This window comes from Collinsella sp. Sow4_E3 (genome assembly GCF_052116285.1).
GTDB lineage: Bacteria > Actinomycetota > Coriobacteriia > Coriobacteriales > Coriobacteriaceae > Collinsella.
Genome location: NZ_JBQKLJ010000002.1, coordinates 180,216 through 207,200, shown reverse-complemented (window position 1 = coordinate 207,200; position 26,985 = coordinate 180,216). Strand labels below are relative to the sequence as shown.

Annotated in this window: 20 protein-coding genes; 15 read left to right on the top strand and 5 right to left on the bottom strand. The window is 60.3% G+C overall.

All coding sequences use genetic code 11. The annotated features are described in order from the left end of the window. Positions 1–23 precede the first annotated feature (23 nt). Positions 24–1,253: a putative ABC transporter permease gene (locus ACTQ48_RS02775; protein WP_441015242.1), complete on the bottom strand. Its 1,230-nt coding sequence runs from the start codon at positions 1,251–1,253 to the stop codon at positions 24–26. Between the two features lie 297 nt (positions 1,254–1,550). Between ACTQ48_RS02775 and ACTQ48_RS02770 the strand changes: the two genes are divergently transcribed. The 13 genes from ACTQ48_RS02770 (at position 1,551) to ACTQ48_RS02710 (ending at position 12,772) form a co-directional block, all read left to right on the top strand. Next, on the top strand, positions 1,551–3,221 hold the full coding sequence (locus tag ACTQ48_RS02770) for an amidophosphoribosyltransferase (RefSeq protein ID WP_441048755.1): 1,671 nt from the start codon (positions 1,551–1,553) through the stop codon (positions 3,219–3,221). Between the two features lie 156 nt (positions 3,222–3,377). Then, the gene (purM, locus tag ACTQ48_RS02765; RefSeq protein WP_427717964.1) at positions 3,378–4,481 is read left to right on the top strand and encodes a phosphoribosylformylglycinamidine cyclo-ligase; all 1,104 of its coding nucleotides are present in this window, start codon (positions 3,378–3,380) and stop codon (positions 4,479–4,481) included. Continuing rightward, complete coding sequence (gene purN, locus ACTQ48_RS02760; protein ID WP_154516716.1) at positions 4,471–5,178, top strand: phosphoribosylglycinamide formyltransferase; 708 nt, start codon at positions 4,471–4,473, stop codon at positions 5,176–5,178. The genes purM and purN overlap by 11 nt, the downstream gene beginning before the upstream one ends. 233 nt (positions 5,179–5,411) lie before the next feature. After that, positions 5,412–5,756, top strand: a complete 345-nt coding sequence (locus tag ACTQ48_RS02755; RefSeq protein WP_441570071.1) for a type II toxin-antitoxin system RelB/DinJ family antitoxin — start codon at positions 5,412–5,414, stop codon at positions 5,754–5,756. Continuing rightward, positions 5,753–6,220 carry a PIN domain-containing protein gene (locus ACTQ48_RS02750; RefSeq protein ID WP_441570070.1) on the top strand — a complete coding sequence of 156 codons (468 nt, stop codon included), beginning with the start codon at positions 5,753–5,755 and terminating at the stop codon, positions 6,218–6,220. Before ACTQ48_RS02755 ends, ACTQ48_RS02750 begins: the two co-directional genes overlap by 4 nt. Before the next feature lie 65 nt (positions 6,221–6,285). Next, positions 6,286–6,753, top strand: coding sequence for a PTS sugar transporter subunit IIA (locus ACTQ48_RS02745; protein ID WP_441055422.1), 468 nt, complete (start codon positions 6,286–6,288; stop codon positions 6,751–6,753). A 179-nt stretch (positions 6,754–6,932) separates the two neighbouring features. Next, positions 6,933–8,156: a peptidylprolyl isomerase gene (locus ACTQ48_RS02740; RefSeq protein ID WP_441570069.1), complete on the top strand. Its 1,224-nt coding sequence runs from the start codon at positions 6,933–6,935 to the stop codon at positions 8,154–8,156. Between the two features lie 54 nt (positions 8,157–8,210). Then, a complete protein-coding gene (locus ACTQ48_RS02735) occupies positions 8,211–8,654 on the top strand; it encodes a GatB/YqeY domain-containing protein (RefSeq protein ID WP_427717979.1) in 444 nt (147 codons plus the stop codon). Positions 8,655–8,945: 291 nt separating this feature from the next. Further along, on the top strand, positions 8,946–9,677 hold the full coding sequence (locus ACTQ48_RS02730) for an amino acid ABC transporter ATP-binding protein (protein WP_055251548.1): 732 nt from the start codon (positions 8,946–8,948) through the stop codon (positions 9,675–9,677). 8 nt (positions 9,678–9,685) lie between these two features. Further along, on the top strand, positions 9,686–10,561 hold the full coding sequence (locus tag ACTQ48_RS02725; protein ID WP_441570068.1) for a transporter substrate-binding domain-containing protein: 876 nt from the start codon (positions 9,686–9,688) through the stop codon (positions 10,559–10,561). 25 nt (positions 10,562–10,586) lie between these two features. Next, positions 10,587–11,333 carry an amino acid ABC transporter permease gene (locus ACTQ48_RS02720; protein WP_441570067.1) on the top strand — a complete coding sequence of 249 codons (747 nt, stop codon included), beginning with the start codon at positions 10,587–10,589 and terminating at the stop codon, positions 11,331–11,333. 3 nt (positions 11,334–11,336) lie between these two features. Further along, positions 11,337–11,975, top strand: a complete 639-nt coding sequence (locus ACTQ48_RS02715) for an amino acid ABC transporter permease (RefSeq protein ID WP_055285379.1) — start codon at positions 11,337–11,339, stop codon at positions 11,973–11,975. 173 nt (positions 11,976–12,148) lie between these two features. Continuing rightward, on the top strand, positions 12,149–12,772 hold the full coding sequence (locus ACTQ48_RS02710; RefSeq protein WP_427717988.1) for an AAA family ATPase: 624 nt from the start codon (positions 12,149–12,151) through the stop codon (positions 12,770–12,772). Between the two features lie 52 nt (positions 12,773–12,824). Here the strand turns inward: ACTQ48_RS02710 and ACTQ48_RS02705 are convergent, their stop codons facing one another. Beyond that, on the bottom strand, positions 12,825–14,228 hold the full coding sequence (locus ACTQ48_RS02705) for a helix-turn-helix transcriptional regulator (protein ID WP_441570066.1): 1,404 nt from the start codon (positions 14,226–14,228) through the stop codon (positions 12,825–12,827). 226 nt (positions 14,229–14,454) lie between these two features. On the opposite strand from ACTQ48_RS02705, the gene ACTQ48_RS02700 reads away from it, so the two are divergent. Further along, the gene (locus ACTQ48_RS02700; RefSeq protein ID WP_441570065.1) at positions 14,455–16,467 is read left to right on the top strand and encodes a hypothetical protein; all 2,013 of its coding nucleotides are present in this window, start codon (positions 14,455–14,457) and stop codon (positions 16,465–16,467) included. A gap of 337 nt (positions 16,468–16,804) precedes the next feature. Continuing rightward, positions 16,805–23,425 carry a leucine-rich repeat protein gene (locus ACTQ48_RS02695; protein ID WP_441570064.1) on the top strand — a complete coding sequence of 2,207 codons (6,621 nt, stop codon included), beginning with the start codon at positions 16,805–16,807 and terminating at the stop codon, positions 23,423–23,425. Positions 23,426–23,751: 326 nt separating this feature from the next. Here ACTQ48_RS02695 and gltA read toward each other — a convergent pair whose 3' ends face one another. The 3 genes from gltA to pth form a co-directional block, all read right to left on the bottom strand. Next, positions 23,752–25,161: an NADPH-dependent glutamate synthase gene (gene gltA / locus ACTQ48_RS02690; RefSeq protein WP_427728860.1), complete on the bottom strand. Its 1,410-nt coding sequence runs from the start codon at positions 25,159–25,161 to the stop codon at positions 23,752–23,754. Next, entirely contained in the window at positions 25,152–25,991 is an 840-nt protein-coding gene (locus tag ACTQ48_RS02685; RefSeq protein WP_006235793.1) for a sulfide/dihydroorotate dehydrogenase-like FAD/NAD-binding protein, read from the bottom strand. The genes gltA and ACTQ48_RS02685 overlap by 10 nt, the downstream gene beginning before the upstream one ends. A gap of 359 nt (positions 25,992–26,350) precedes the next feature. Beyond that, positions 26,351–26,980 (bottom strand): aminoacyl-tRNA hydrolase, encoded by a 630-nt coding sequence (pth, locus tag ACTQ48_RS02680; RefSeq protein WP_427717993.1) that lies wholly within the window; start codon positions 26,978–26,980, stop codon positions 26,351–26,353. Positions 26,981–26,985 lie beyond the last annotated feature (5 nt).

Sequence of the window (26,985 nt, the reverse complement as noted above, 5' to 3'; positions counted from 1 at the left end):
GGGCTGTTTTGTGCCGGCGCTCGCTACACGCGTGTGGCGTCCTTGGGGCTCATGGTCATGCTCTGGAAGCGATTTTCCATATACTCGTTATCGAAGTACTTTCCGTAGAACTGCGCAACGGGAATATCGCTGGCCGTGCCGTTGACACGCTGGTACCAGTAGTCGAGCGATTGCAGCGTCATGACGCCGTCGACCAGCATGATGATGGTAAAGATGACGGTGGCTGAGTAGCGATTCTTCCAGGGAATCATGTTAATGAGCTTGAGCAATCTGGGCAGCAGCAGCTTGATCCAGATGAGTCCGCCCAGACCCCACAGGCATGCGAAGCCCGTGCAGGTGCGACCGCCCGTAAGCACGGCGAGCGGATCGGGCATGCCAAAGAGCTTCATGTGCGAGTAGTTCCACGAGACCACACCGAACGAGGTCTGCATAAACCAGCCCACAAAGACCTCAAAGCTTGCGCCAAGCAGGGCGCTCACCAAAAAGATAATGATGGGGTTCTTTTTGTAGAAGCGGTTGAGCACCATGGTCATGAGTACGGCGCCAAATCCGTAGATGGGGCTGAAGGGGCCAAATAGCATGCCGGCGCGGTTCTGGTAGACGCCTGGATCGTCGACCGTCATGTGCCAGATGTCCTCCAGGATCAGACCGAGCACGCAGCAGACAAAGAATACCCAAAACAGGTTGAAGTAGTTGAGCTTGATGTAGCCCTCGCCGGTCTCATCGCGGCCGAGCATGCCCTCGGCGGCGGCGTCGCGATCGAGCATCTCCTGCAAGCGGCGCTGCAGTTCGCGCTCCTGACGAAGCGTTGGGTCAACAGTGGCCGAAAGCGCGACGAGGATGCCGAGCTGGATGGCGGGGCGCAGCAAGAACGGCCCGATACCCTGGAGCATCACGTCGACCAAAAGCTCAACGACGGTAAGTGCGATAAGGATATAGGACAGGCGCGCGGCGTTGCGGCGCTGGTTCTTGATGAGGTCCAGGCCAAAGATGATCAAGATGACCGCGCTCGCCGCCGAGAGCATGATGCCGGCGACGATAAGGCCGACCGCGACGAGCGTGTTGTCGCCGAGCTTGGCGGCGGCGTTGCCGTTGATGAGCGCGGTGATGACCTGCCACATAAAGGCGCCGACCGAAGGGAGCGTGCCTACGCCGGACAGGATGCACAGGACGGCGTACACCTTAATGATGAGGGGAATCTTCTTGACCTCCGTGGCGCTGGGGACGCTGGGGTCGAGTTCGTTTCGATCCATACGGAACCTTTCTCGTTTTGTTGTAGGTTACAAGGATACGCCGCCGACTTGCTTAAAGACAGGACGAATGGCCCAATTGCAGCAATGTAAGCCCTAACGGTGGGCGAGACGCGTCGCGACGGAAACATACGGGACCTTTGGCCCCGAGGGCGGGTTGCCCGATAAAATGTTTGGCCGCAAAACGGATTATAAGCTCGGTGGGCTTTTAAAAACCGCTGTTCATGCGCGGGAGTGCTTGTCTTGCCGTGCGTATAATAGGGCAAGTAACGCCAAATAACGAGGCTCTGAGGGGATGCCATGTCTCAAGAAACCATCCGCGCGGCCGAGCGTGCTACGGGACGGCTGACGACCATGTCGACGTATGATCCGGACTCCGACCAGCTGCATGAGGAATGCGGCATCTTTGGTGTGTGGGCACCCGATCGCGACGTGGCTCGACTGACGTACTTTGGTCTGCGTGCGCTGCAGCATCGCGGCCAGGAATCGGCGGGAATCGCCGTGGGCGATGGCGGCACGGTTATGGTTCGCAAAGACCTGGGACTGCTCGATCGCGTGTTCTCCAACGCCGACCTGTCGACGCTCTCCGGCCAGTTGGCTGTGGGCCACGTGCGCTATGGCACCGCCGGCGCCAAGAGCTGGGAAGCCTCGCAGCCGCATCTTTCCACCATCAACAGCGTCATCATCGCGCTTGCGCACAACGGCACCCTGGTTAACACTGACGAGCTGCGCCGCCAGCTGATCGAGCTCGGCGTGCCGTTCCTCTCCAATTCGGATTCCGAGGTCGCGACCAAGCTCATTGGCTACTTTACCCAGTGTACGGGCCACCTGCGCGAGGGCATTCGCAAGACCATGGAGCTCGTGCGCGGCGGCTACGCCATGACGCTCATCAACGAGCAGGCACTCTACGCTTTCCGCGACCCGCATGGCATTCGTCCGCTGGTGCTGGGCAAGCTCGTGGACGAGGGCCTGGACCAGGCCGACGCCGCATCCGTTTCGCAGCTACCGTCGCAAGACGACGCCGCGAGGGTCGACGCTGCCGCTCATGTCACGCGCGCTGGCGGCTGGGTCGTTGCCTCCGAGACATGTGCACTCGATATCGTGGGCGCCGAGTATGTCCGTGATGTCCGCCCCGGCGAGATCTTGCGCATCAGTGCCGAGGGCCTGGTATCCGAGCAGGGTGTGCCCGCTGCCAAAGAGCCCGCTAACTGCATCTTTGAGCAGGTCTACTTTGCCCGCCCCGACTCCATCATGAATGGCAAGAGCGTCTACGCCTGCCGTTACGACATGGGTCGTCAGCTGGCACACGAGGAGCCCGTCGATGCCGACCTGGTCATCGGCGTGCCCGACTCCGGTCTGCCGCCTGCGGAGGGTTATTCGCGCGAGAGCGGCATTCCCTTTGGCGAGGGCCTCATCAAGAATCGCTATGTGGGCCGTACGTTTATCGAGCCCACGCAGGAGCTGCGTGCCATGGGCGTGCGCATGAAGCTCAATCCACTGCGCGACAATATCGAGGGCAAGCGCCTGGTCGTCATCGACGACTCCATCGTTCGCGGCACCACCATGGTGCAGCTCGTCAAGATGCTGCGCAACGCCGGCGCCAAGGAGATTCACATCCGCATCAACTCGCCCGAGGTCATCTGGCCGTGCTTCTACGGCATCGATACCGACGTGCAGTCGCAGCTCATCAGCGCTAACAAGACGGTCGATGAGATCTGCGAGTACATTGGCGCCGATTCGCTGGCCTTCCTTTCGGTCGAGGGCCTGCTGAAGGTCATGCCCAAGGGCGGCTACTGCGATGCGTGCTTTACCGGTCGTTATCCCGTGGCGATTCCCGAGAGCTTTGGCCGCGACAAGTTTATGGAGGGCTTTAAGCCCCGCAACCTGGATAAGCCGCTGCACTTTGGCGACGACGCCGTGGTCGAGAAATACGATGACCGCAGCTGGGAAGAGAAGCACGGCGAGGCCTAAAACCTGCCATTTAGGGACAGGTTTATTTTGGCAGGTTTTATCTGCTGTTTTGTTGATATGACGGCGCGCACCGCTGCGGTGTGCGCCGATATGAACGCAACTATGAGCACTGTTTGGCGTCTGTGTGTCAAACGGTAGTGGGAGAGGAAGGCTCAGATGAGCGACAGCAAGCATGTGACGTATGAGGATGCCGGCGTCGATACCGCCGAGGGCGGCCGCGCCGTCGACGCTATTAAGCAAATGGTTAAGGATACCAACCGTCCCGAGGTTATCGGTGGCATCGGTGGCTTTGGCGGCCTGTTCTCGGCCGCCGCGCTTAAGGATATGGAAGACCCGATCCTGATCAGCGGTACCGACGGCGTGGGCACCAAGCTCGTCCTCGCCCAGATCATGGACCGTCACGAGACGGTGGGCCAGGACCTGGTCGCCATGTGCGTCAACGACATTTTGGCTTCGGGCGCCGAGCCGCTCTTCTTTTTGGACTATGTTGCCATCGGCCACATCGAGGCCGAGCACATGGCAAAGATCATCAAGGGCGTGGCAGACGGCTGCAAGCTCGCGGGCTGCGCGCTCGTGGGCGGCGAGATGGCCGAGCACCCGGGCGTCATGGCTCCCGCCGACTACGACCTCGCCGGCTTTACCGTGGGTGTCGTCGACCGTCCCAAGATGCTCGACCCCGCCAACGTCCGCCCCGGCGACGTGATTCTGGGCCTTCCCTCCACCGGCGTGCACTCCAACGGCTACTCGCTCGTGCGTAAAGTCATCGGCGTTGACGGCATCAAGCCGGGTACGCCCGAGGCCGCCGCTAAGGCCGAGGAGCTGAGCCGTCCGCTCGAGGAGCTCGGCGGCGCATCACTGGCAGACGCTCTGCTGGCCCCCACGCGCATCTACGTCAAGCCGATTCTTGAGCTGCTCCGCGGCGGCGCTCCGGTGCACGCCATCGCCCATATCACCGGCGGTGGCATCACCGAGAACCTTAACCGTGCGTTGGCCGACGACGTCGACGCCGTGGTCACCCGCAATGGCGCCGAGATGGGCTGGGACATTCCGCCCGTCATCACCTATGTTTCGCACCAGGCCGAGCTTACGCCCAACGAGGCATGCAAGACCTTCAACATGGGCGTCGGCCTGTGCTTGATTGTCGCCCCCGAAGATGAGGCCGCGGTAACCGATGCCCTGGTCGCGCTGGGCGAGAAGCCGTTCCGCGTGGGCGAATGCGTCGAGGGCTCCGGTAAGGTCGTGTACTCCGATGAGCGCTAACGAGCAGACGGCTGCCGCCGAGGGCTTGGACTTTGTGCCCTACACCCGTCCGACCGGTACCGATACCACCGAGCCGCTCAAGATCGGCGTGCTCATCAGCGGTTCGGGCACCAACCTGCAGGCGCTGATCGACCTGATCGCCGCCGGCAAGCTCAATGCTTCGATCGAGCTCGTGGTGTCGAGCCGTCCTTCGGCCAAGGGCCTGCAGCGTGCAGAGCGTGCGGGTATCCAGACGCTGACGCTCTCCAAGGATGTCTACGCCGACCCTATCGCCGCCGACGAGATTATTGCGCACGAGCTTCTCGAGCGCGGCTGCGAGTATGTGGTCATGGCTGGCTACATGCGCATGGTGCATACGCCGCTGCTGGCGGCGTTCCCCAACCGCGTTGTCAATCTGCATCCGGCGCTGCTGCCGAGCTTTACCGGTGCGCATGCGATCGACGATGCCTTTACGCGCGGCGTCAAGGTGACCGGTGTGACCGTGCATTTTGCCAACGAGATCTACGACAACGGCCCCATCATTGCCCAGCGCGCGCTGGCCGTTGAGGAAGGCTGGGATGTCGACACGCTCGAGGAGCACATCCATGCGATCGAGCACGTGCTGTATCCCGAGGTCGTGCAGATGCTCGCCGACGGCCGCGTCCACGTGCTGGAGAGCGGCAAGGTGGCAATTGACCCGGCGCGCCATCGTGCGTAAAAGGATTCGCTTGGTTTTCCTTGCAATGTAAACTATCAAAAAGCTGATTGGGGCATATGGAATCACATGTGCCCCAATCAGCTTAATACCTCTTTGATTTTGGGCTCTGGATAACGTGACGGGCACCATTCCCATTCCAAGAAATCCGATAGGGCCTCGTCCGTGTGTGGGCGGGGCCCTTTTGCGTGGCCTTTTATGTTTGCTATACTGCTAGCAAGTAGAGAGGAGCCGCTATGGGTGCAGCAACGGTGCAGCTCAACACACGAATCGATCCTATGCTCAAGGCTGGTGGCGATGCGGTCCTGACACGCAATGGATTGGGGCCGAGCGATGCCGTTCGTGCGCTTTGGGCCTATCTTGTCGAGCATCAAGCGTTGCCGGGATTTATGGTGACGGATAAGCGTGAGGCGCCCCGCGCGGAGAGCCTGGCTGAGCAGGGGTGTGGCCTAGCTTTTTCATCGCTGGGGCTAAATGCTTCGGATTTTGCGCCAGTTGGATCATCTGCGGAAGACTGGGATGCCGTACGAGATGATATGTATGACACGATGATTGTCGATATTGAGGCGAATTGTCGATGATCGAGGCAAAGCATCTCTTGGTAGATACGAACGTTTGGCTCGATTATTACCTGCAAGAGGGGGCGTTCGACGAAGCGAAGAGATTAGTTGAACTGGCCGAGGCGCGAAAGATTGACCTTCTGTACACGCCCACGACGGCAAAGGATGTGTTCTATATCCTGCCTCGGCGTCTGGCCCGGCGGAATGCGAATGGGATTAACGTTTCGTTTGCCTCGGCGTCATGGGCCTGCATCGAGCATATGATGCAGGTGGCAACTGCCTCTCCGCTTTCGTTGGCAGAGTGCGAGATGGCGCGCATGCTTGGCAAGCGCATGCCAGATCTCGAAGACAGCCTCATCATCGCTTCGGGCGAGACGGCAGATGTTGACTACGTGGTCACGAGCGATCGGCGCATGCTGGAGGCGATGCCCGAGGTGTGCTTGACGCCTGCCCGCGCACTCGAGATGATTGGGATCCTCGGCTAACCTTGCCTGTCTGGTTTCGCTATCATATGGGGCATTGTGAACCTCATGCAACTTTGGAGGACGGTATGGCGGATAACGCCGAGATGCTATTCGCGCCTGAGCTGGTGTTTTTTGATTGGGAGTGCGCGACGCCGGATGAGGTGTTTGCGCGACTCGAGGGCGAGCTCGCTCCGCACGGCTACATTGCGTCCGGTTGGCTCGATGCCGTCCGTACGCGCGAGGACATCTATCCCACGGGCCTCGCCATGCCGGCGGCCAATATTGCCATTCCGCATACCGATCCGGGGTTTGTGGCTAAGCCCTATATCGCGGTGATTAAGCCCTCCGCGCCCGTGACGTTCAATGCTATGGCGGGCATGGGTGCCCCCGTGCCGGCGCAGATCATCATCAATCTGGGTATTGCCGAGCCGGGCGGCCAGGTCGAGGCTCTGCAAGCGCTTATGAATATCTTTATGGATGCTGACGCCGCAGCCGACGTGCTCGGCCAGACTTCGTCCCAGGGCATGGTCGACGCCATCCGCCGCCACTTCTAGGGCCGGCATTTGGGGACTGTCCCTAACTGCCGGCAGAAAAGGAACGTCCCTAGCTGTCGGAGCTGTCCCCTTTGCACCAAAATGGTGCAGATTGACCTGTCTCCCATGCACCAGGTGTGCCGCGGGGCTGCGTTGTGACACAATGACGTTTGTTCGATTCGTGATGCGAAAGGCCAACTATGGCAAACAAGAAAAAGAACCCAGAGGCCGCACCGACGCCCGAGCAACGGTCCCGCGCTGCCTCCAGCTCTCGCAAGAAGCAGCGCAAGACCTATGTGTCCAAGACCGTCAAGATCGTCCTGGTGGTTATCGGCGTGCTGGCGATGCTTCTTTCCGTCTCGGCGATGGCGTGCTCCGGTTTGATGTCGCAGACCGAGAACAATAACTCGGGCTACAAGCTGACCGGCGGCGTGGCTGCTACCGTCAACGGCACCAACCTCACCGAGGACACCGTGACCAAGCAGATCATGAGCATGCGCACGTCCTATGGCTACACCAAGGACAAGGATTGGGCGCAGTACCTGGTCAATAACGACCTGACGCCCAAGAAGTACCGCAAACAGCTCATCGATTCCTATACGCAGCAGATTCTGCTCCAGCAGGCGCAGAAGGAGAACGGCGTGACGGTTTCGGACGAGGAAGTAGAGAAGGCTTGGAAGGACGCTTGCAAGAGCGCGGGCGGCGCCAAGACCTTTAAGGAGACCCTTAAGATCTACGGCTATACCGAGGACACCTACAAGGACTCGCTCAAGGAGAGCCTGGCGCAGCAGAAGCTTAAGGATGCCGTTGCTCCCACCAGCAAGCCCAAGGACAGCGAGATTGTCGATTACATTAACGAGAACCTGTCTAACTACAACGATGCCCGCCGCTCGTCGAACATCCTGATCAAGGTTGATTCCGACGCTTCGGACGAGGACAAGGCCGCCGCCAAGGCCAAGGCGCAGGAGTGCCTGGATAAGATCAACTCCGGCGAGCTGAGCTTTGAGGATGCCGTGAAGCAGTATTCCGACGACACCGGTTCCAAGGAGAAGAAGGGTGACGTGGGCTGGGATAAGCTCACCACCTTTGTCGACAGCTACCAGACGGCGCTCGAGGGCCTTAACAAGGGCGATGTGAGCGACGTGGTCGAGTCGACGTATGGCTACCACATCATCAAGTGCACCGACTACTTCCATGTCGATGGCCAGGTCGATGACATCAATCAGGTGCCCAAGGCTATTAAGAAGTACGTTTCCAATGTGGTGAAGACCCAGGCATCGGGTACGGCATACAACGAGTGGCTGGAGAAGTACACGAAGGATGCCGACATTACCGTCAACCCCATGCCCAAGGACGTGCCCTATAACGTGAGCCTGAAGGGCGTCACCAAGAGCTCGACCGACGATTCGTCGACGACTGAGTAATCAAGGGGCGGTGCTCGTGCGAGTGCCGCCCATGTTATTGAGGAGGATTTGCAGATGACCAACGAAGAGCTGCAGCAGGAAATGATTGCCGCCATGAAGGCCAAGGACAAGGTTCGCCTGTCTATCATTCGCCAGGTCAAGGCCGAGGTTAAGAACATCGAGGTCAACGAGCGCCGCGACGTGACCGAGGAAGACGTCAACAGCATGATCAAGCGTCTGATTAAGCAGACAAGCGAGACGTTGGAGATGTCCATCAAGGCCGGTACCGATCAAGATCGTACCGACAACCTGACCGAGCAGGTCAAGATTCTGGAGAGCCTGCTGCCCGCCCAGGTTTCGGGCGAGGAGCTCGAGGCGCTGATCGAGCAGGTCATCGCCGAGTTGGGCGCCACGTCCAAGAAGCAGATGGGCCAGGTTATGGGGGCGCTCGGCAAGGCCACCGGCGGCAACTTCGATAAGCCTGCAGCCGCCAAGATTGTCGGCGGCAAACTCGTGTAGGGCCGAGCGGTACATAGTTGGTGTTGAGGGGGCGTGACCATTGCGGTCGCGCCCCCTTTTTTGTTGGCCGATGAAGGGCGCCTCCCTTGGCTGGTCATTGGGCGCTCATTGGGGGGCACTCATTGGGGACAGGCTTAAATGAGTGCCCTCTCATTGGGTACTCATTTAAGCCTGTCCCCAATGAGTGGGTTAAAGGTTGCGGGTTCTTTACGGGAATGTAGTGTGGGCTGCGGAAACGTGGTTCTTTCCGTAAAATAGAGCAATTCGTGTAAGCGCAGGGAAGGGATATTCATGGCAGACATGATCGAGATCAAGCATCTCAACAAGTACTTTGGCGACCTGCATGTGCTCAAAGATATCAACCTCACCGTCAAGCGCGGCGAGAAGCTCGTAATGATCGGGCCTTCCGGCTCGGGCAAGTCCACGCTCATCCGTTGCGTCGATTATCTGGAGGAGCCCACGTCGGGCGAGGTCATCATCGACGGTACGCCGCTCACCAAGAAGAATCACCTGGAGATGGCTCGCAAGTACAGCTCCATGGTGTTTCAGCAGTTCAACCTATATCCCAACATGACGGTGCTGGGCAACCTGACGCTCGCGCCCATCAAGCTGCAAAAGAAGAGTAAGGAGGAGGCGACCGAGATCGCCATCGCCGCGCTCAAGCGCGTCGGCATGGCGCATAAGGCCGGCGAGTATCCGCAGAACCTCTCGGGCGGTCAGCAGCAGCGCATCGCCATTGCCCGTGCCCTGTGCACCAAGCAGCCCATCATCCTGTTTGACGAGCCGACCTCGGCGCTCGACCCCGAGATGGTCCAGGAAGTCCTGGACGTTATGATTGAGCTCGCGCAGGAGGATATCACCATGATTTGCGTGACGCACGAGATGGGCTTTGCGCGCCAGGTGGCCGACCGCGTCATCTTTATGGAGGACGGCCGCATTCTGGAGGAGGGCACACCCGAGCACTTCTTCGATAACCCCGAGAACCCGCGCTGCCGCGAGTTTCTGTCCAAGATTCTGCACTAGGCGCGGTGATGGACATGACGGATATGACGAGGGCGGCCGTGTCGCGCCGCCACTTTTTGCAGCTGGCGGGCGCCGGTATGCTCGCGCTGACGGGGACCGCGCTTACCGGTTGCGGCAACTCCACCGGCGGCGAGGACTCCGACAAGGGGTCTAAGCTTGCGGCCATCAAGTCGCGTGGCCATCTGAATGCCGGCGTTAAGAAGGACGTTCCTGGCTACGGCTATTACGACACCGCCAAGGGCCGCTTTGAGGGCATGGAGGTCGATTTGTGCTACCAGATCGCCGCTGCCGTCTTTGGCGTGAGCTACAAGGAGGCCCGTGCCCAGGAGCTTGTCGATTTTACCGACGTAACGCCCAAGACGCGCGGCCCGCTGATCGATAACGGCCAGCTCGACGTGGTCGCGGCGACCTACACCATCACTGACGAGCGCAAGAAGAGCTGGGATTTCTCGACGCCGTACCGCACCGACTACGTGGGACTCATGGTCAAGAAGCGTTCGGGCTTTACCTCGATTGAGGACCTGGACGGCAAAGTCATTGGCGTGAGCCAGGGTGCAACCACGCAGGGCCTGATCGAGCAGATGATCAAGGACAACGGCTTTAGCTGCAAGCCCGAGTTTAGGGCCTTTAGCGGCTACCCCATCATTAAGAGTTCGCTCGATGCCGGCAATATCGACGTCTTTGCCATGGACCGCTCCACGCTGGCCGGTTACATGAACGAGACCGTTGAGCTGCTGCAACCCGAGGTCAAGTTTGGCGAGCAGGGCTATGGCGTGGCGACCAAGAAGGGCTGTGATCTTTCGGCCGTGGTCGATCAGGTGATATGCGATCGCCTGGCCGACGGCTGGCTCGACCAAGAGGTTAAGACCTGGGGTCTTGTATAGGCGCATCGTCCAAGGAAGGAATCAAATGCTCGAAGGATTGTTTGACGCCGACCGCTGGTCGACGACATTCCAAAACATGGGGCCCTTCTGGGAGGGCTTTGGCGTGACGATGCAGGTGGTCGTTGCCGGCCTGCTGCTGTCGCTGGTGTTGGGCACGCTGCTGGGCGTGTTCTCTACCACTCGTTCTCGCGTTCTGCGCGCCATAAGCCGCGTGTACGTGGAGTTTTACCAGAACACCCCGCTGCCCGTGCAGGTGCTCTTTATGTACATGGCCGGTCCGCAGTTTTTGCAGGCCATAACCGGTGCCGACCAGCCGGTGCGTATCGCGCCGTTTGTGCTGGGCTTCTTGGGCGTGGGCCTGTATCACGCTGCCTACATTTCGGAGGTCATCCGTACCGGTATCGAGGCCGTTCCGCGTGGCCAGATGGAGGCGGCCCAGAGCCAGGGCTTCACCCGTACGCAGGCATACTGCTACATCGTGCTGCCCCAGACGTTCAAGATCATTCTGCCGCCGCTGTGTAACCAGGCACTCAACCTGGTCAAAAACACGTCGGTGCTGGCGCTTGTGGCCGGCGGCGACCTTATGTACCGTTCCGACAACTTTGTGAGTCTGTACGGGTACCTGCAGGGATACATCGTCTGCTGCCTTATGTATTTCATCATCTGCTTTCCGCTCGCCATGCTGGTGCAGTGGCTCGAGCGCCGCTCCAAGGAGCGTCCGCGCGGCGTGAGCCTGGCCGAGCTGGGGCTCGACAACGTAGAGGAGGCCTAGCGCATGGAAATCTTCAACGCGACCAACCTGCTCTACATTTGGGGCGGCTTTGTTAAGACAATCGAGATCTCGGCGCTGTCGATCTTTTTCTCGCTCATCTTTGGCACGGTGCTGGCGCTCGTTAAAAGCTACGCGCCCCGTCCATTCCGTATTTTGGTGAGCGCCTATATCGAGCTGTTCCGTTGCACGCCAAACTTGCTGTGGATCCTGTTTATCTACTTTACGGTGCAGGGTTTGGACATTGTGATTTCGACCATCGCCTTTACGCTGTTTACCAGCGCTGTTATGGCCGAGATTGTGCGTGGCGGCCTCAACTCGATTCCGCGCGGCCAGTTTGAGGCGGCGCAGAGCCAGGGCTTTGGCTTCTTTGCCACCATGCGCTATATCATTCTGCCGCAGACGTTTAAGACGATCATTCCGGCGCTGTTTAGCCAGTGCACGACCGTCATCAAGGACAGCTCGTATCTTTCGGGCATTAACGTGGCCGAGCTCATGTACACGGCAAACGTCGTGATGGCCCACGCGATCGACCTGTCGCAGGTGCTTATGCTCTACGGCCTGGTGTTTGCGATGTACTTTGTGCTCAACTTTGGTATCTCGCTGCTGGTGAGGGCATATCAACGTCGCATTGTGGCCGCATAGTCCTGCTTCCCCAAGCACGGCACCTTGCCCCTCAATCGTCGCTTGCGTACATTTAGTACGCGGCGCTCCTCTTTCGGGGCAATCTGCCGCACTTGGGAAACCAGGACGAAGGTGGGGGCAAAATGAATGTGACAAAGGGACTGTCCCTTTGTCACATAGAGAAAGGAATCGCGATGAGCGATCTGGAGAACAAGAAGAATCCTGTGGTCATTACCATCGCGCGCGACTTTGGCGCCGAGGGCCACGAGATTGGCCGCATGCTTGCCAACGAGTTGGGAATTCCGCTGTACGACAACGAGCTGCTGGTGCGCGCGTCGATGCGCGCGGGTGAGTCGCTCGATAAGATGGCCGCCTACGACGAGCGTCTGGCCGTGGAGAACATGGCGTTTCTGCCCGACCGCTACGATGCGCGTTCGTACTCGGACAAGTTGTTCCAAAAGATGAGTCAGGTGATTTTGGACCTGGGCGAGACCGAGAGCTGCATTATCGAGGGTCGCCTGTCCGATTACCTGCTGCGTAACAACCCTAATCACATTGCCGTGTTGGTGACCGCACCCTTTGAGGACCGCGTCGAGATCGTGCGCAAGAAGCGTGGGCTCAACAAAAAGAAGGGCGCCAAGCTGGTCAAGCAGCAGCAGAAGGCACGCGAGGCGTTCTATAAACGTTACAGCGCCGGAAAGTGGAAGATGACGAGCGGCAAGGATATCGTCGTCAACCGCGCCAAGCTGGGCCGCGAGGGCTGCAAAGACGTCATAGCCGCTGCCTACCGCTACAAGGTGGCTCAGCTCGAAGGCTAGCCGACCAAAAGCCATCACAAAGGGGACAGGCACCTTGGTGATGGCTTTTGTTTTAGGCGGAGGGGAAGGCCTTGGTGAGACCGGCGCGCGTCTGTGTGTCGGTCTTTTGGTAGATAGAGCTCAGGTGGCGCTGTACCATGCGCATCGAGATACCGAGCTCCTCGGCGACCTGCTTGAGCGGGCGTTCGTCTTGGGTTACAGCCATGAGCACGTCGACTTCGCGCGGGGTGAGAGCGTGGTTGGTGATGAAGGCCTGACGCTGCTCCTCGATGGTGGGGGCGGCGAGTGCTTCTTCTGCCAGCTGCTCGCGCTCGCGCTCCTGCCCGGTTTGGGGTAGACGGAACAGGCCGGCTGCCACGAATGCCGCGCAGGCGGCGACGAGCAAGACGAGTGCACCGATCATGATGAGGGCAACGTTGCCCGAGGTCACGAGGGCAAGCGAGATGCTCGATGTAGTGAACGCGCATACGTTGTTGGCCGCGCGACCCATGCCGGCCCATAAGGCGGGCGCATGCATGTGCGGCGCTAGCTGTGTAAACGTGGCGGTGAAGAACGTGACGAAAAAGCCTGAACTCAGGTAAAAGACGATGAGGCCCAAGTTGGGGTCGGCGCCGGCTTCCGCGGCCAAGATCGAAATGCTGGAAAGCACCGTGACGCCGAGCATGACGAGTCCCATATAGCGACGCTCGGCAAGGTCAAAGATGATGCCGGCAAGCAGACCGCTCGCTGCCAAAAAGAGGCGTGGCCAGGTTTGCACGGCAATGGTGCCGTGGGCGTTTGAGAACGTGACGACGTTGTCGAGGGTGGAGAACAAACAGGCGAGAATCATGACGAGTGCGATGCTCCAGCACGCCTGTTTGGCGAGGGCGCGTGAGGGCTCGGCTAAGGGATTGATGGTGCGACTGGAGCCCTTGTCTGTCGCTTGGGGAGCGGCGCTGAGGGCGGAGATGACAATCGTCGCCGCGCCAAGAACGATGAGCTCCGCGATGCCGCCGCAGTCGAGCAGGTTGATCGCGAACTGCATCAGGATGCCTGCGGCATAGGCCGCTCCGGCGCCGGTGGCGAGTTTTGGGTCATCTTGGAACGCCATCGAGAATGCGTGGTGCGCCGCGGCGCCCAGTAGGCCGAGTCCGAGGAATGCGAGACATCCCAGAATCTCGAGCGCAAGCGGGCTCGTGGGGGACTGGACCTGGGTCAATCCCAGAATGGCGATGGGAACAGCGGCGTTGGCGGCTGCCAGTGAGTGGCCTTTGCGCTGTGCGAGCCCGAGCAGCGGCGCGTACCCGATAAAGCCGAGCACGCTCGCACCCAGAATAAAGCCCTGTGCGATTACAACGCGTTCGGCATCGGCGAGCAGCCCGACGTTGACGTCGAAGCGAAACTCGGCGGCAAGGAAGGCGAAGGTGAAGAGCGCGAGTGCCAGAAGCGCGTTGATTTTAGGCTTGCTCAGGTTCAAGGACGGTCCTTTGGGTGGATGAATAATCGTGCCCTCGATTGTAGCGTTCCCGGGACGAGTGCGGCGATGGCGAAATCATATTGAATTAAATCGCAGGTAGAGGCCTAGGTTCGCATCTACGAACCTAGGTATACGGAGTCATTTGACACATCTTGGTGCTACAGGACCACCACAAAGGGGACGGGCACCTTTGTGGCGGTATGTCCCTACGACCAAGGAGGGCGTTATGTGCGGAAGCCACTTTGATAAGCAAACCCAACGCGAGCGTACCTGCTCGCTGGTTCACGGTACCTGGCGTTGTGTGGGCGTGAGGATTGCCAGCGTTGGTGCGTGTGCGCTTATGGTTGGCCAGCTGTTGCTGCCGAGCGTGGCGCTGGCGACGGAATGTGCCGATCCTGTCGCTGCGGCGGACGAGGTTGCCGCAGCTCCGGTGACGCCGACGGTTGCGGAGGATACGGCGGCTCCGGCGCCGGTACCGGTGGCCCCGGCTGCGCCGATGACTGACGCGGCTCCGGTGGCGCAATCCACGGCAGAACCTCAGCAGGCTCAGCAGGACGCATCAGCGGCAACGGCGAACGATGCGACACCCACTGAACAAAACACTCCCAGCGACAACGCCGCCACACCGGCAAGCGACGCCATCATGCCCTGTGGCGTGACCGATGTGGCAGGCGAGGGCGGCGTTAGGGTCAATACGACCGTGGTTCCCCACTACACGGACTGCGTGCTTCCGAGCAATGTCACACTCGAAAAGGGCCAGTCGTATACCTATGATTTTCCCGATGTTGAGGGCGGCATGCCGGATAAGCCGCTCCGCGAACTTGTCGAAACCAAGTACTACCGGGCCGATGCTGTTTCGGGCACCCTGGCTGAAGTCCAGGACACATCTATGTCCGATGTGACGGCTCACTTTGAGCCTGTTGGCGATCACATGAGGCTGACGCTGACCTTTACGGGTGGCGCGGCAGGCGGCTCGTATCGACTCACGCGCAATGAGGTTCTTTATATTGGCGCGGCACTGACGTATACCGGAACTGACTATGGCACCGACTATGAAGGTGACAACAGCTACGCGGGCAGCTCGATTACCCGCAACGAAACCAGGGACGACTATTACCTCCGCTACGCCATCAATAGCGAAATTACGCTTGATGCATCGGAAAACGAAGCCCTCCATAACCTGAACGTCAACGACGTGAAGACCGACTACGCGCCCGGCGAGGTACCGTGCGCGACCGCGACGATTCCCGCTGCCGATGCCGACAAGTACGAGATCGCGTATGAGTGCTGGGAGGAGATGGAGCTCAATATGGAATCCGGGGAGTCGGTACCCGTTGCCTTCTGGTATTCCGATCCTGCCAAGTATCCGACGGGCGCGAGGAGGATCGAGTACTTCGAAGAGGGCAAGTTCTACATGTACTCCGTTGAGCTGAGGTTCAAGGGCGACAATACCGTGGCCGATGACTGCAATATGAACGTCAACGGCCGTTGGGTGCCCCACATCAAGACCGTCAACGGCGTCTTCGCGCCAAACGCTGACAATATGCTATGCGAGGCTCCGATTGATGAGTGGCGGGCAATCGACCTTATCGAGATTAACGGCGCCATGACCACCTTTAAGGCGGGCGACAGGCCGGTCTTTACGGCGGGTACTCCGGCGGGTTCCGACTCTATTCTCCAGTGCGAGTTCTGGACGGGCAGCGACGGCAGCGAAGTAAATTCCGTTGAGTTTTGGGACCAGAACATCACCAATCACATCGACGCCTTTAAGCCCGGTGTGACCTATCGTTACGGCCTGTACTTTAAGCCGGCGCGCGGTTTCTACTTTACGCCGAACACCAAGCTGATGGTCAATGGCGTGGAGTGTGGATATCAGGCGAGCGAGGCAAGCGAGATCGATCCCGAGAGCGGTTGGATCTACACGCTATGGCTGAGCACCAACCTGACGTTTACGCCCGAGGCCACGCCGGCCCCGGTCGATCCCGAGAAGCCGGCGCCGCAGCCTGAGGTCAAGCCCGAGACCAAGCCTGAGGTGAAACCCGAGACCAAGCCCGCGACAAAGCCGGTCGCGACAACTACCCCGACCAAGACGGTTGAGAAAGCCACGCCGGCCAAGAAGCCCGATATAGCTCTAGTCGCCACGGGCGACACCACCGCGATGACGGTCGCTGCCCTAGGCATCGCCGGTGCAACCGTTGCCGCGGCCGGCATCGCCGCGACCAAGCGCCGCAAGCGCTAGGTTTTTGGTGGCAGCGCCCATCCTCGGCTTTTGCAAGATCTCAATCTGTAACACCAAACTACCCAAAACGGTTCTAGATGTTACAGATTGAGATGAACCGAATGGCCGCCAATCTAACGTCTTGACCTGTAACACCAAGCGGGGAATTTGACCTCTAACTGTTACAGATTGAGACAAACTGGTCGGCCAAGTCCAGAAGCGCCAAAAAGGTGCCTGTCCCCTTTTTGGTGGTTTGCGCAGGTAGAACGGTAGGTTCGTATATATGAACCTACCGTTCGCTTTGTTTTTGGACGACGATTACGCTGGATGACTTTTGGTTTGCAGGAAAGGAACGACCATGAGGTGGACTGCTGTTCGAGCGCTTTGCCGCCGCCTGACCGTTGTCGCGGTGACCCTCACCATGGTGACGGGTTCGTTGCCCGCGGGCGCGTTTGCCGAGACCCTCACCACCGACGGCACTTTTGTGCAGACGGATAACGGCCAAGCAGCCGACGCCGCCCCCGCCGATTCGGCTGACGCCCAAACGCCAGACTCTGCTTCCGCCGACCCCGCGCCCGATGCCGGCGCTGCCGACCCCACAGTGCTCGATACCGGTGACACCCCTACGCCCCCGACCTCCGAGATTGCATCGGCGGCGGGCCTGACGGGCGCCGGGCAGACCGAGAGCACACCTGCGGGTACGCTCGCCACCGATCTTGTCGAGGGCAAGGAACTCGCCGAGCAGCAGAAGCAAGAGGAGGCTTCCGGTGCCGAGGCAACCTGGAACGAGGAACTTGAACTCTGGGCAACCTCGAAGGGTGCCACGGGCGTAAAGGACGAACACGACGACGGCTACGTGGTCGGCGAGCAGACCCCCGCGCAGTACTACTTCTCGATTGATAGCCTCACCAACGAAATTTCTATCGAGTATGGCGACGCGGGCATTGCCACGTTGGAGGTGCCCTCGACCATCGACGACAAAAATGTCGTAAGCCTTACGGGTATGGGAAGCGCTGCGCTCACATCGATCACCTTCGCCCCTAATTCGCATGTCCGCTCGGTTGGAGGCTTGGGCGGCAGCAGCATCAAAGAGATCGCACTGCCCGATTCGGTCGAGGAGCTCAAGAGCTATGCATTCTACAAAAGCAAGACGCTCCAAACGGTGACCTGGCCCAACAACGCGGCCTTTACTACGATTCCCGAGCAGGCCTTTGAGGGCTGCGAGCAACTTGACGACAATGTGGTGGCAACGCTGCCGCCTTCGGTTAAGACTATCGACTATCGTGCCTTTGCCAATTGTGGCGTGCCGCAGTTCCATGTCTCGGACACAACGGTACTCACCTTTACGCAGATCAACGTGCCGGGCACGGTGGAGCGGATTGAGCGCTATGCCTTTGACGGGTGCTCGCATGTGTCGTCGGTGACGATCGGCGATGGCGTCAAATATATCGGAGCGCACGCGTTTACTTACCTCGATCCCGCGCTGGCCGGTAAGGAAATCGTTGTGCCCAAGAGCGTGCAGACAATTGATCTGGAGCCGTTCGACAACACGCGTAATACCAGCAGCGCCGGCAGCTGGACCACCAACCACAATGCGGTGACCCTGCGCGTCATGAATCCCGACATCAAGCTCGAAGAGGCGGGCCTGTACACCAACAACGTGACGATCGATGGCGTCGATTACCTGATGCCTTTTAGCGAGGGCCAGACCATCTATGCCTATGCGACGGACTCGGCGGGCAACCCCTCGATGATCAAGAAGATTGCCGATGCCGTCGCCGATCGCATGGACTCGGCCGACCCAACGCGTCCCGCCTATACCTTTGAGTGGATGGGCGAGGACGCCCAAATCACGGGCAAACTTCCCCAGGGCGCGGCGGCCGTGCTCGTGCAGGCGGGGCAGTCCACGCCGTTGACGGTTGGCGACGACGGCTCCGTTGCTGCCGACGTCCTCTCCAAGACGGCAGCAACGCTGCGCATTTCGCTCAGCGGTTACTATGATATGGTGCTGGCGCGCCCGGGCGACCAGATGACGGGCACATGGAATATCGGGGAGATTAAGGCGGAGGACTTTACCAAGATTCCGGCTTCGCGCGCGATTGAGCTCAACGTGGGCTATCTCGAACCGGTCGCAGGTCAGGATAAGGCCGAACGCATTGAGCTCGATAGTCTCGATAACATCGATCTGACGGTGAAGAGCGGCGGCAAGACGCTTAAACCCGCCAAGGGCGACAGGGAAAACGACTACCGTATCCAGGGCACAGTGCTCGTGGTGTCGCAGGCCATTGCCGACGCGGACCAGGATCTGGAGATAACGCTCGAGCCCAAAGACAGCCTCAAGCTGGGTGGGGCGACGGCGACGGTGAAGCCTTCGGCCGGCAAGGTCGATATCGACTTGAAGCCCTGGGGCACGGCGACGGTCACGACCAAGGGCGACTACCAGGGCGCCAACCGCGTGCTGGTGTTCCGTACGTCCGACGGCAGGCTAGTCGCCGACGGCGTCACCTATTTGATGGGTTACGAAGACGATGGCACCACGCCTATCATGAAGGCCGAGACGCCGCGCCTTAAGGCCGGTTCGTACACCATCATCGCCTTTAACAAGACGAGCTACGACATCCAAGCGACGAGCTATTCCACGTTTAGCCGCCTAGGGCTGACCGCGGGTAAGCATATCGCGCAAAAACAGGTGAAGATCGAGGACGGCAAGCAGCTCAACGTGACGCTCGACGTGCCGACGTTTGACGTGGAGACCTATCGTGCCGAGCGCGGGCTGACGGCAGGCTCGGTTATCGCTGATTCGTCCGCGGTCGTTGGCGTGGAGACCGAGCTGCGCATTCATTACGAGCTCAAGGACAGCCAGGCTGCCAAGATTGAGATTCCGCTTGCCAAGGATGCCGTCGAGGATGTGTCCGCAGGCGCTCGCGAAGCCGGCGCAAGCTCCGATGCCATGTGGGCTGACACAACTTGGGAGGGCGACAACCTCGTTCTCGATATGAAGAAGGGCATGGGCGCCGATGTGTTTGTGCGCTTTAAGCCCAAGTCCTCGGGCACCTATGCCATTTCGCCGCTCATTACGCTGGGCGAGGTGACATTGCCGCTGGGAAGCACCACACTCGAGGTTAGCGGATCGCGCATCGAGGTCGACAACACCGACGTTCACAGCCTGCTGGGCAATGTGGCCTACGTTTATGCAGCGCCGGGCAAGAGCGTGCAGCTCACCGTGGGGACGGGCTCGTCGGCTGCAAAGTACACCGGCAAGACCAATAAACTCGGCCGTGCCAAGATTGAATACGACCTGCCGCAGGATACGCTTGCCGCCGAGCGTGTGGCGCTCGAGGCGCGCGTGGGCTCGACCGATGTTGCCGCCGCTGCCGCAGAGGTGACGGCTCGCAACTACGTGCGCTATGTTCCGAGCGCTTCGGTCTGGAGCTTTGATGTGACGTATCGTGGCGGTACGCAAAACTTGGTCAAGGACGGCAAGGACACCGGCAAGAGCCTGTGGACCTTCCATCATCTGCCACAAAAGAAGAACGCCTACTGGACCTTTGACATCACGCTCGAGGTGGGAAACGAAGAGGCCGCCGACACGCTCGACCTGTACGTGGACTGTGTGGATGGCAAGACGGTGACGATTCCTCTGACTCAAAAGTCGCGCGAGGGCACCCGTGTGCGCTATGTGGCGGAGTATGTGGACGAGGGCTACCTTAAGCTGCTCGACGAGTTTAACAAGGCGAATGACTCGACCTATGTGAACTGCGGCAACTTTGAGCAGATCTTTATGCCGCAGACCTACCGCATCTCCAATGCCCAGCTTATGACCATGCTGAGTTTTGACGCCAAAGCTTCGGCCAAAAAGCATTCCGCCGCGGCCGAGGAGCGCCAGCAGGTGTTCTCGAATGCCGTGCAGCAGTGGCACGAGTATATGATGGATAACTCGTTTAATGATGTCGACAAGGCCTTTAACGACGCGATTGACAAGATGGTCGCCGATGCGTTTGCCGAGGAGGACGAGAACGGTAAAGAGGACGAAGCCCAAGGTGGAGCTGCCCGCAAGGCTCGTCGCGCCCCTGCCGCCAGCGACGGCGAGGGCGATGATGCTGGCAACGACGAGGCCGCGCAGTTTGCGGCCGAGCTCAAGGCCGCGGTCGGCGGGTCGGCGGCGCTGCTGACCCAGCAGGGCGACAGCTATGGCGTCAATGTGGACAAGATGATCTTTGAGGATGCTTACGGCACCAGCGAGGATTGGTATCAGGAACTCGCGGCGGCCCAGGGCGCGAACCCCGCGGATGCGGCCGCCATCAAGGAGCTCGTCGACCATGCATCGCGAGCGGAGTTTATCGCCCAGCAGGCCGAGGATCTGGTGGGCCAGTCGATGGGTATCGGCCGGCTCAACCAATACGGAAGCTGGAATGACGCAACCGCTGCGGCGCTCAACAAGTGTGCGGGCATTAAGGCCAGCGAATACAACGGCCAGTCGACGAGCGGGTTTAACGATTTGGGCCAGGCGCTCGGCAGCTCGCTGAGCTACAAGGCGGCTGACGACGATACCATCAAGGGCTTTAAGGTCGCCGCGCCCGATGGCGAGCAGACGGCCTATATAGAGTCGGAATTTATCGAGAACTCCAATAACAACAAGAACCAGGCGCTTCTGTTTAATTCGATCGCCATGCAGTGCGATATTCTGGACAACCTGTACGACAACTGGAATGTGGTCAATAGCCTCAACAACTCCAAGGTGCGCGGATGGCTCATGGCCTGGAAACGCAACGGCGACGTGAGCGCCCATATGAAGCTCATCCGCACGATCCGTTCGCTCAAGAGCTATAAGATCGAGTGCGAGATGTTCGGCCAGGTCTTTAAGACTGATGCGTGGAAGGCGGCCGGCCAGGCGTTTCCCGCTGCGACCCAGGGCATCGGCATCTTTACCGGCATTTACGGCGTGAACGATGCCAGCAAGAACTGGGAGAACGTGAACGTCCGTATGCAGAAGGTGAAGGGCGAGCGCGAGGGCTATGAGCTTCAGCATACGCGCTTGCTTGCCAAGCCCGAGAAGACCGAGGACGACTGGAAGTGCATTTACGCGCTGCGTGACGCCATGGAGAAGGCGCGTGCGTTTGAAGATCTGCTGTATCGCCAGCTCTGCCACGATAGTACCGATGTGGCAGTGGGCTCCATTATGACGATCGCCGGCGTGCTAACGGCTGGCTCGGCGGGTACTGTGGTGGGCGCCGCCTATGATGCGGCCTCGACGAGCGTGGGCTCGGAGCGCGCGGTTAAGTTGACCAATGCCGAATGCGCCTACGATGTTGCCTGCGAGCAGGTGGAGCGCGCGTGCCAGAATCGTATTACGGTCAACTGGGGCGAGCTGACCGATGCCGAGGTCTACAAGGCCAACAAGGATGGCTTGATCTCGGACGAGAAGATGCAGTCGATCTTCGAGGCGCGTTATCGCAATGTGGCTGCCAAGGCAGCACCCGACCCTGCGGGCGTGGTGTACGAGGGTCTGCTGTCCAATACGGTTGAAGGCGCAACGGTTGAGCTGTGGAGCGCCGACGATGCGGCCGGTACCAATGAAGTGCGTTGGGATGCCGAGGAGTATGAGCAGGACAATCCGCTTGCAACGGGTGCGGACGGTGCATACAACTGGAATACGCCGACCGGCTGGTATCAGGTGCGCGTGACCAAGGGCGGGTATGAGGAAGCGCGTTCGGCTTGGCTGCGCGTGCCGCCGATTCAGACTGAGGTGAACATTGGCTTGGTGTCGACGGCGGCGCCCGAGGTGGCTTCGGCCCATGCCTATACCGATTGCATCGAGGTTGAGTTTGCGCAGTATATGGATGCGAGCGACGATGCCCTGGCCGCATTGTGCGCGCAGGGCTTGGGCGACGTGACGTATACGTGGCTCGACAAGCAGGACGATCCCAATGGCAAGCCGCTGTCGCGCGTGCTGCGTATTCGCTATGCCGATGCGTGTGAGGCGGGCTCGACGGTGGCGCTTGAGCTCGACGGTGCTCGCAACTACGCCGGCACGGCCATGTCGCGCTGGGCAAGTGGCGAGCTTGTCGTGGGCGTTCGTGCCGACAAGCTCAAGCTCAACGTGGAGCAGGCCGTGACCATGCTTGATGGCAGTGACTTTGAGCTGGTGGCGCACGTGACCGATAAGGCGGGCAAGCCGTTTGCGGGCGCCAAGGTTAGTGTTGGACTGGAGTCCTCGGCCATCTGCTCTGTCGATGCCACCCAGGCCGTGACGGGCGAGGACGGCGCGGCGACGTTTGTGCTGCATGGCGCTCTGCCTGGTTTGACGACGTTGACGGCGGCGGTGGACGGCACGGCGCTGTCCAAGCAGGTCGACGTTCGCGTGTCTGCCGAGGCGGTGCGACCGGCGCGACCGGTGGCGACGATTGGTGCGACGACGTTTGGTGCATGGTCGCCCAAGGAGAACTACATTACAGTGCCCAAGGGCACGAAGCTAGAGCTTTCGGCCGAGGATGGCGCGACGATTTGGTACACCACCAACGACACCTGCCCCTGCCGTGACGAAGGCCGCGTAAAGTACACCGAGCCTATTGCGCTCGACAGCAACATGTATGTACGCATTGCGGCACAGCGACCCGGCATGTCGTACAGCGAGTATTCCGAGCGTCTGAACATTACGATTACGGTGACCGATGAGGCGGCGCCTGAGCCGACGCCCGATCCCGAGCCGACGCCCGAGCCGACGCCTGACGGCGGCGGGCAGGGCGGCGGTACGGATGGCTCTGGTGGGGCCGGGGTCCCTGCGGGCAGTTCGACTTCGACGACGACCACGGTGACGACGGACAAGTCCAAGGGTAAGGGCAAGAACGGCAAGAAGTCCGGTGGCACGGAGCTTGCCGGCACGGGTGACTCCGCCGTGATGACGGTCGCCGCCCTAGGCATCGCCGGCGCAACCGTAGCCACTGCCGGCATCGCCGCGACCAAGCGCCGCAAGCGCTAGGTTTTGGCGGCGGCGCCCATCCTCGGCTTTAACAAAATCTCAATCTGTAACACCGAGCCAGATATTTGGACTCCAAGTGTTACAGATTGAGATGAACTGTTCGGCCGCCAACCTAACGTCTCGATCTGTAACACGTTGCGAGGAATTTGGTCTCTAAGTGTTACAGATTGAGGTGAACGTCGGAATCGGTTCGCCGGCCAGGCCCTCAACCACCGCAAAGGTGCCCGTTCCCTTTATGGTGATCGAGCGGCTGGCATAGAAAAAAGTCCCCGCCGGGCGTGTGCCCGACGGGGACTTTGCCGTTTGGTGGCTAGCGCTGTAGGTGATTACTCACCCAGCAGGCTCTTGGTGATGGAAGCGGCGGCCTTCTTGCCGGCGCCCATCGCCAGAATGACCGTAGCGGCACCGGTGACGATGTCGCCGCCGGCCCAGATGCGGGGATCGGTGGTCTGGCCGGTCTCCTCGTCGGCGACGATGTAGCCCCACTTGTTGAGCTCCATCTTGCCGCCGATCTTGGCAGCGAAGGGGTTGGCGTTAGTACCGATAGCCGAGATCGCGACGTCGCAGGGGATCTCCTCGATGGCGCCCTCGATGGGCACCGGGCGACGACGGCCGGACTCGTCGGGCTCGCCGAGCTCCATCTTCTGGACCTTGACGGCGCACACGGAGCCGTCCTCGCCAGCGACAAACTCGAGCGGGGAGACGAGCGGCAGAACCTCGACGCCCTCGGCCTTGGCATGGTGCAGTTCGGCGCGACGGCAGGGCATCTCGTCCTCGGTACGACGGTAGGCGATGATGGCGTGCTCGGCGCCCAGGCGCTTGGCGGTACGGACGGCGTCCATAGCCACGTTGCCGCCGCCAAAGACGACGACGTTCTTGCCATGCTTGGTGGGGGTGTCGTACTCGGGGAACTTGTTGGCCTTCATCAGGTTCACGCGGGTGAGGTACTCGTTTGCGAAGAAGACGTTGGGCAGGTTCTCGCCGGGGACGTTGAGGAACTTGGGCAGGCCAGCGCCGGTCGCCACGTAGATGGCGTCGAAGCCCTGCTCGAACAGCTCATCGGCCGTGGCCATGTTGCCCACGACGGAGTTGTACTCAAACTTGACGCCCATGTCCTCAAGGCCGTCAATCTCGCGCTTGACGACCGCCTTGGGCAGACGGAACTCGGGGATGCCATAGACCAGCACGCCGCCGCCGGTAAAGAAGGCCTCAAAGACGGTGACGTCAAAGCCGTTACGGGCGAGCTCGCCGGCGCAGGTGATGCCGGACGGGCCGGAGCCGACGACGGCGACCTTCTTGCCGTTCTTGGGAGCCATCTTGGGCGTGGAGGCGAGCTCGGGGCGGTCACCCAGGAAGCGCTCGAGCTGGCCGATGGCCACGGGCTCGGACTTCTTACCACGGATGCACTTGCCCTCGCACTGGTTCTCCTGCGGGCAGACGCGACCGCAGATGGCGGGCAGCATGGAGTCCTCGCGGATGGTATCGAGGGCGCCGCCAAAGTCCTTCTCGCGGATCTGCTCGATAAAGCGGGGGATGTTGATGTTGACGGGGCAGCCCTCAACACAGAACGGCTTCTTGCAGTTGAGGCAGCGCTCGGCCTCGGCCAGCGCCATCTCCTCGGTGAAGCCCTTGTCGACGGGGCGGAAGTCGCAGGCGCGCTCGGCGGCCGGCTCCTCGTTATCGGGGGTGCGGGGCGACTTCATATCGGCAACGAAACGACCGTTAACTAGTGGCATGCGCAGCTCTTTTCCTCATAGGCCTTGAGGGACTCGCCCTCTTCGGAACGGTAAGCGGCCTGGCGGGCACGAAGGTCATCCCAGTCGACCAGGGTGGCATCGAAGTCGGGGCCGTCGACGCAAGCAAACTTGGTCACGCCGCCCACCTCGACGCGGCAGCAGCCGCACATACCGGTGCCGTCAACCATGATGGGGTTGAGCGACGCGGTGATGGGGGTGTCGTACTTCTGGGCGGTGAGGGTCGAGAACTTCATCATCGGAACGGGGCCGACGCAGAAGACCTGGCTCACGGCCTTGTCCTGCAGCAGGCGCTCCAGCGGAGCGGTGACAACGCCCTGCTCGCCGTAGGAACCGTCGTCGGTGGTGATGTGGATGTGGTCCTCGTCGAGGAGCTCGCGGAACTGGTCCTCCATGAGCAGGAGGTCCTTGGTGCGAGCGCCCATGATGGCGTGCACCTCGTGGCCGGTCTCGACCAGGTGCTTGGCGACCGGGAAGGCAATTGCCAGGCCGACGCCGCCGCCAATGACGGCGCAGGGGCCTTCGGCCATCTCGGTGGGAACGCCCAGCGGGCCCACGACGTCGCGCAGCGACTCGCCGGCCTCGTAGGTGGAAAGCATCTCGGTGGTCTTGCCGATCACCATGAAGATGAACTCGACCCAGCCCTCGTCACCGTTCCAGCCGGCCAGAGTAAACGGGACACGCTCGCCCGTCTCGTTGGCGCGAACCATGAGGAACTGTCCAGCGTGCGCATGCTTGGCGATTGCAGGCGCCTCGATGCGGAACTTGAACACCTTCTCCGAGAACTGCGTCTTCTCCAGGATCTTATACATAGAACCCCTCTCTTGTTAGGGCAACCGAACCGTGCCTCCACGGAAATGGACGGCAGCCCGAATAAAACCGTACGCGCACAGGCGTTGTGCAGACATACGGTGTAAATTATACCCTCATGGACATGTTGCTTACGTGTATCTTTGGCAGGCGGGAAAAGTGATCTAGCACAAAGAGACAGGTTTATTTTGGCGGGTTTTATCAGATAAAACGACAAAAGGGGCCGGCCTTGCACATCGGTGAGGCCGGCCCCTTTTGGGGTGTTGGGTATGTATGGCGGCACAGGGTTTATTGCGATGCGGCCGCTGCGGCGTTTTCGCATATAAAACCTGCCAAAATAAACGTCCCTTTTTGGTAGGTTTTAGTGCTTGCCGTTGGCAGAGGCGGAGCCGTTGACGTGGTCGCGGGCATAGATTACGCCGTGCACAATCGCCAGGCCGGCGGCGTCGGCGGCGCGAGCGCAGGTGTCCTGGAAGTCCTCGGCCTCGCGGGCGCGCAGCTGCTTGAGCACGTAGTCGGCGACAGCCATCTTGCCGGGAGGGTTGCCGATGCCGGTGCGGATGCGGCTAAAGTCGCGGCTGCCCATCTTGTCGATGATGGAACGCAGGCCGTTGTGGCCGGCGTGGCCGCCGCCCACCTTGACGCGCACGTCGCCGGCGGGAATGTCGAGCTCATCGTGGATTACGAGCAGCTCCTCGGCCTTGATTTTGTACTCGCGGCAAAGCTTGGAGATGGGGCCGCCCGAGGTGTTCATGTACGACTGCGGCTTGACCAGCACAATCTGGCGCTTGCCGCCCTCTTCCTCTGGATCGTTGATGTTGATGAGTGCGACCTCGGCGCCGGCCTGGTTTTTCCAGTACGTGACGCCGGCCTGACGCGCCAGCTCGTCGATCGCCTTAAAGCCTGCGTTGTGGCGGGTCTCGGCATACTCATCGCCAGGGTTGCCAAGTCCGGCAACCATGCGAATCTTAAGCGGCTGTGCAGCTGCCATGTGCT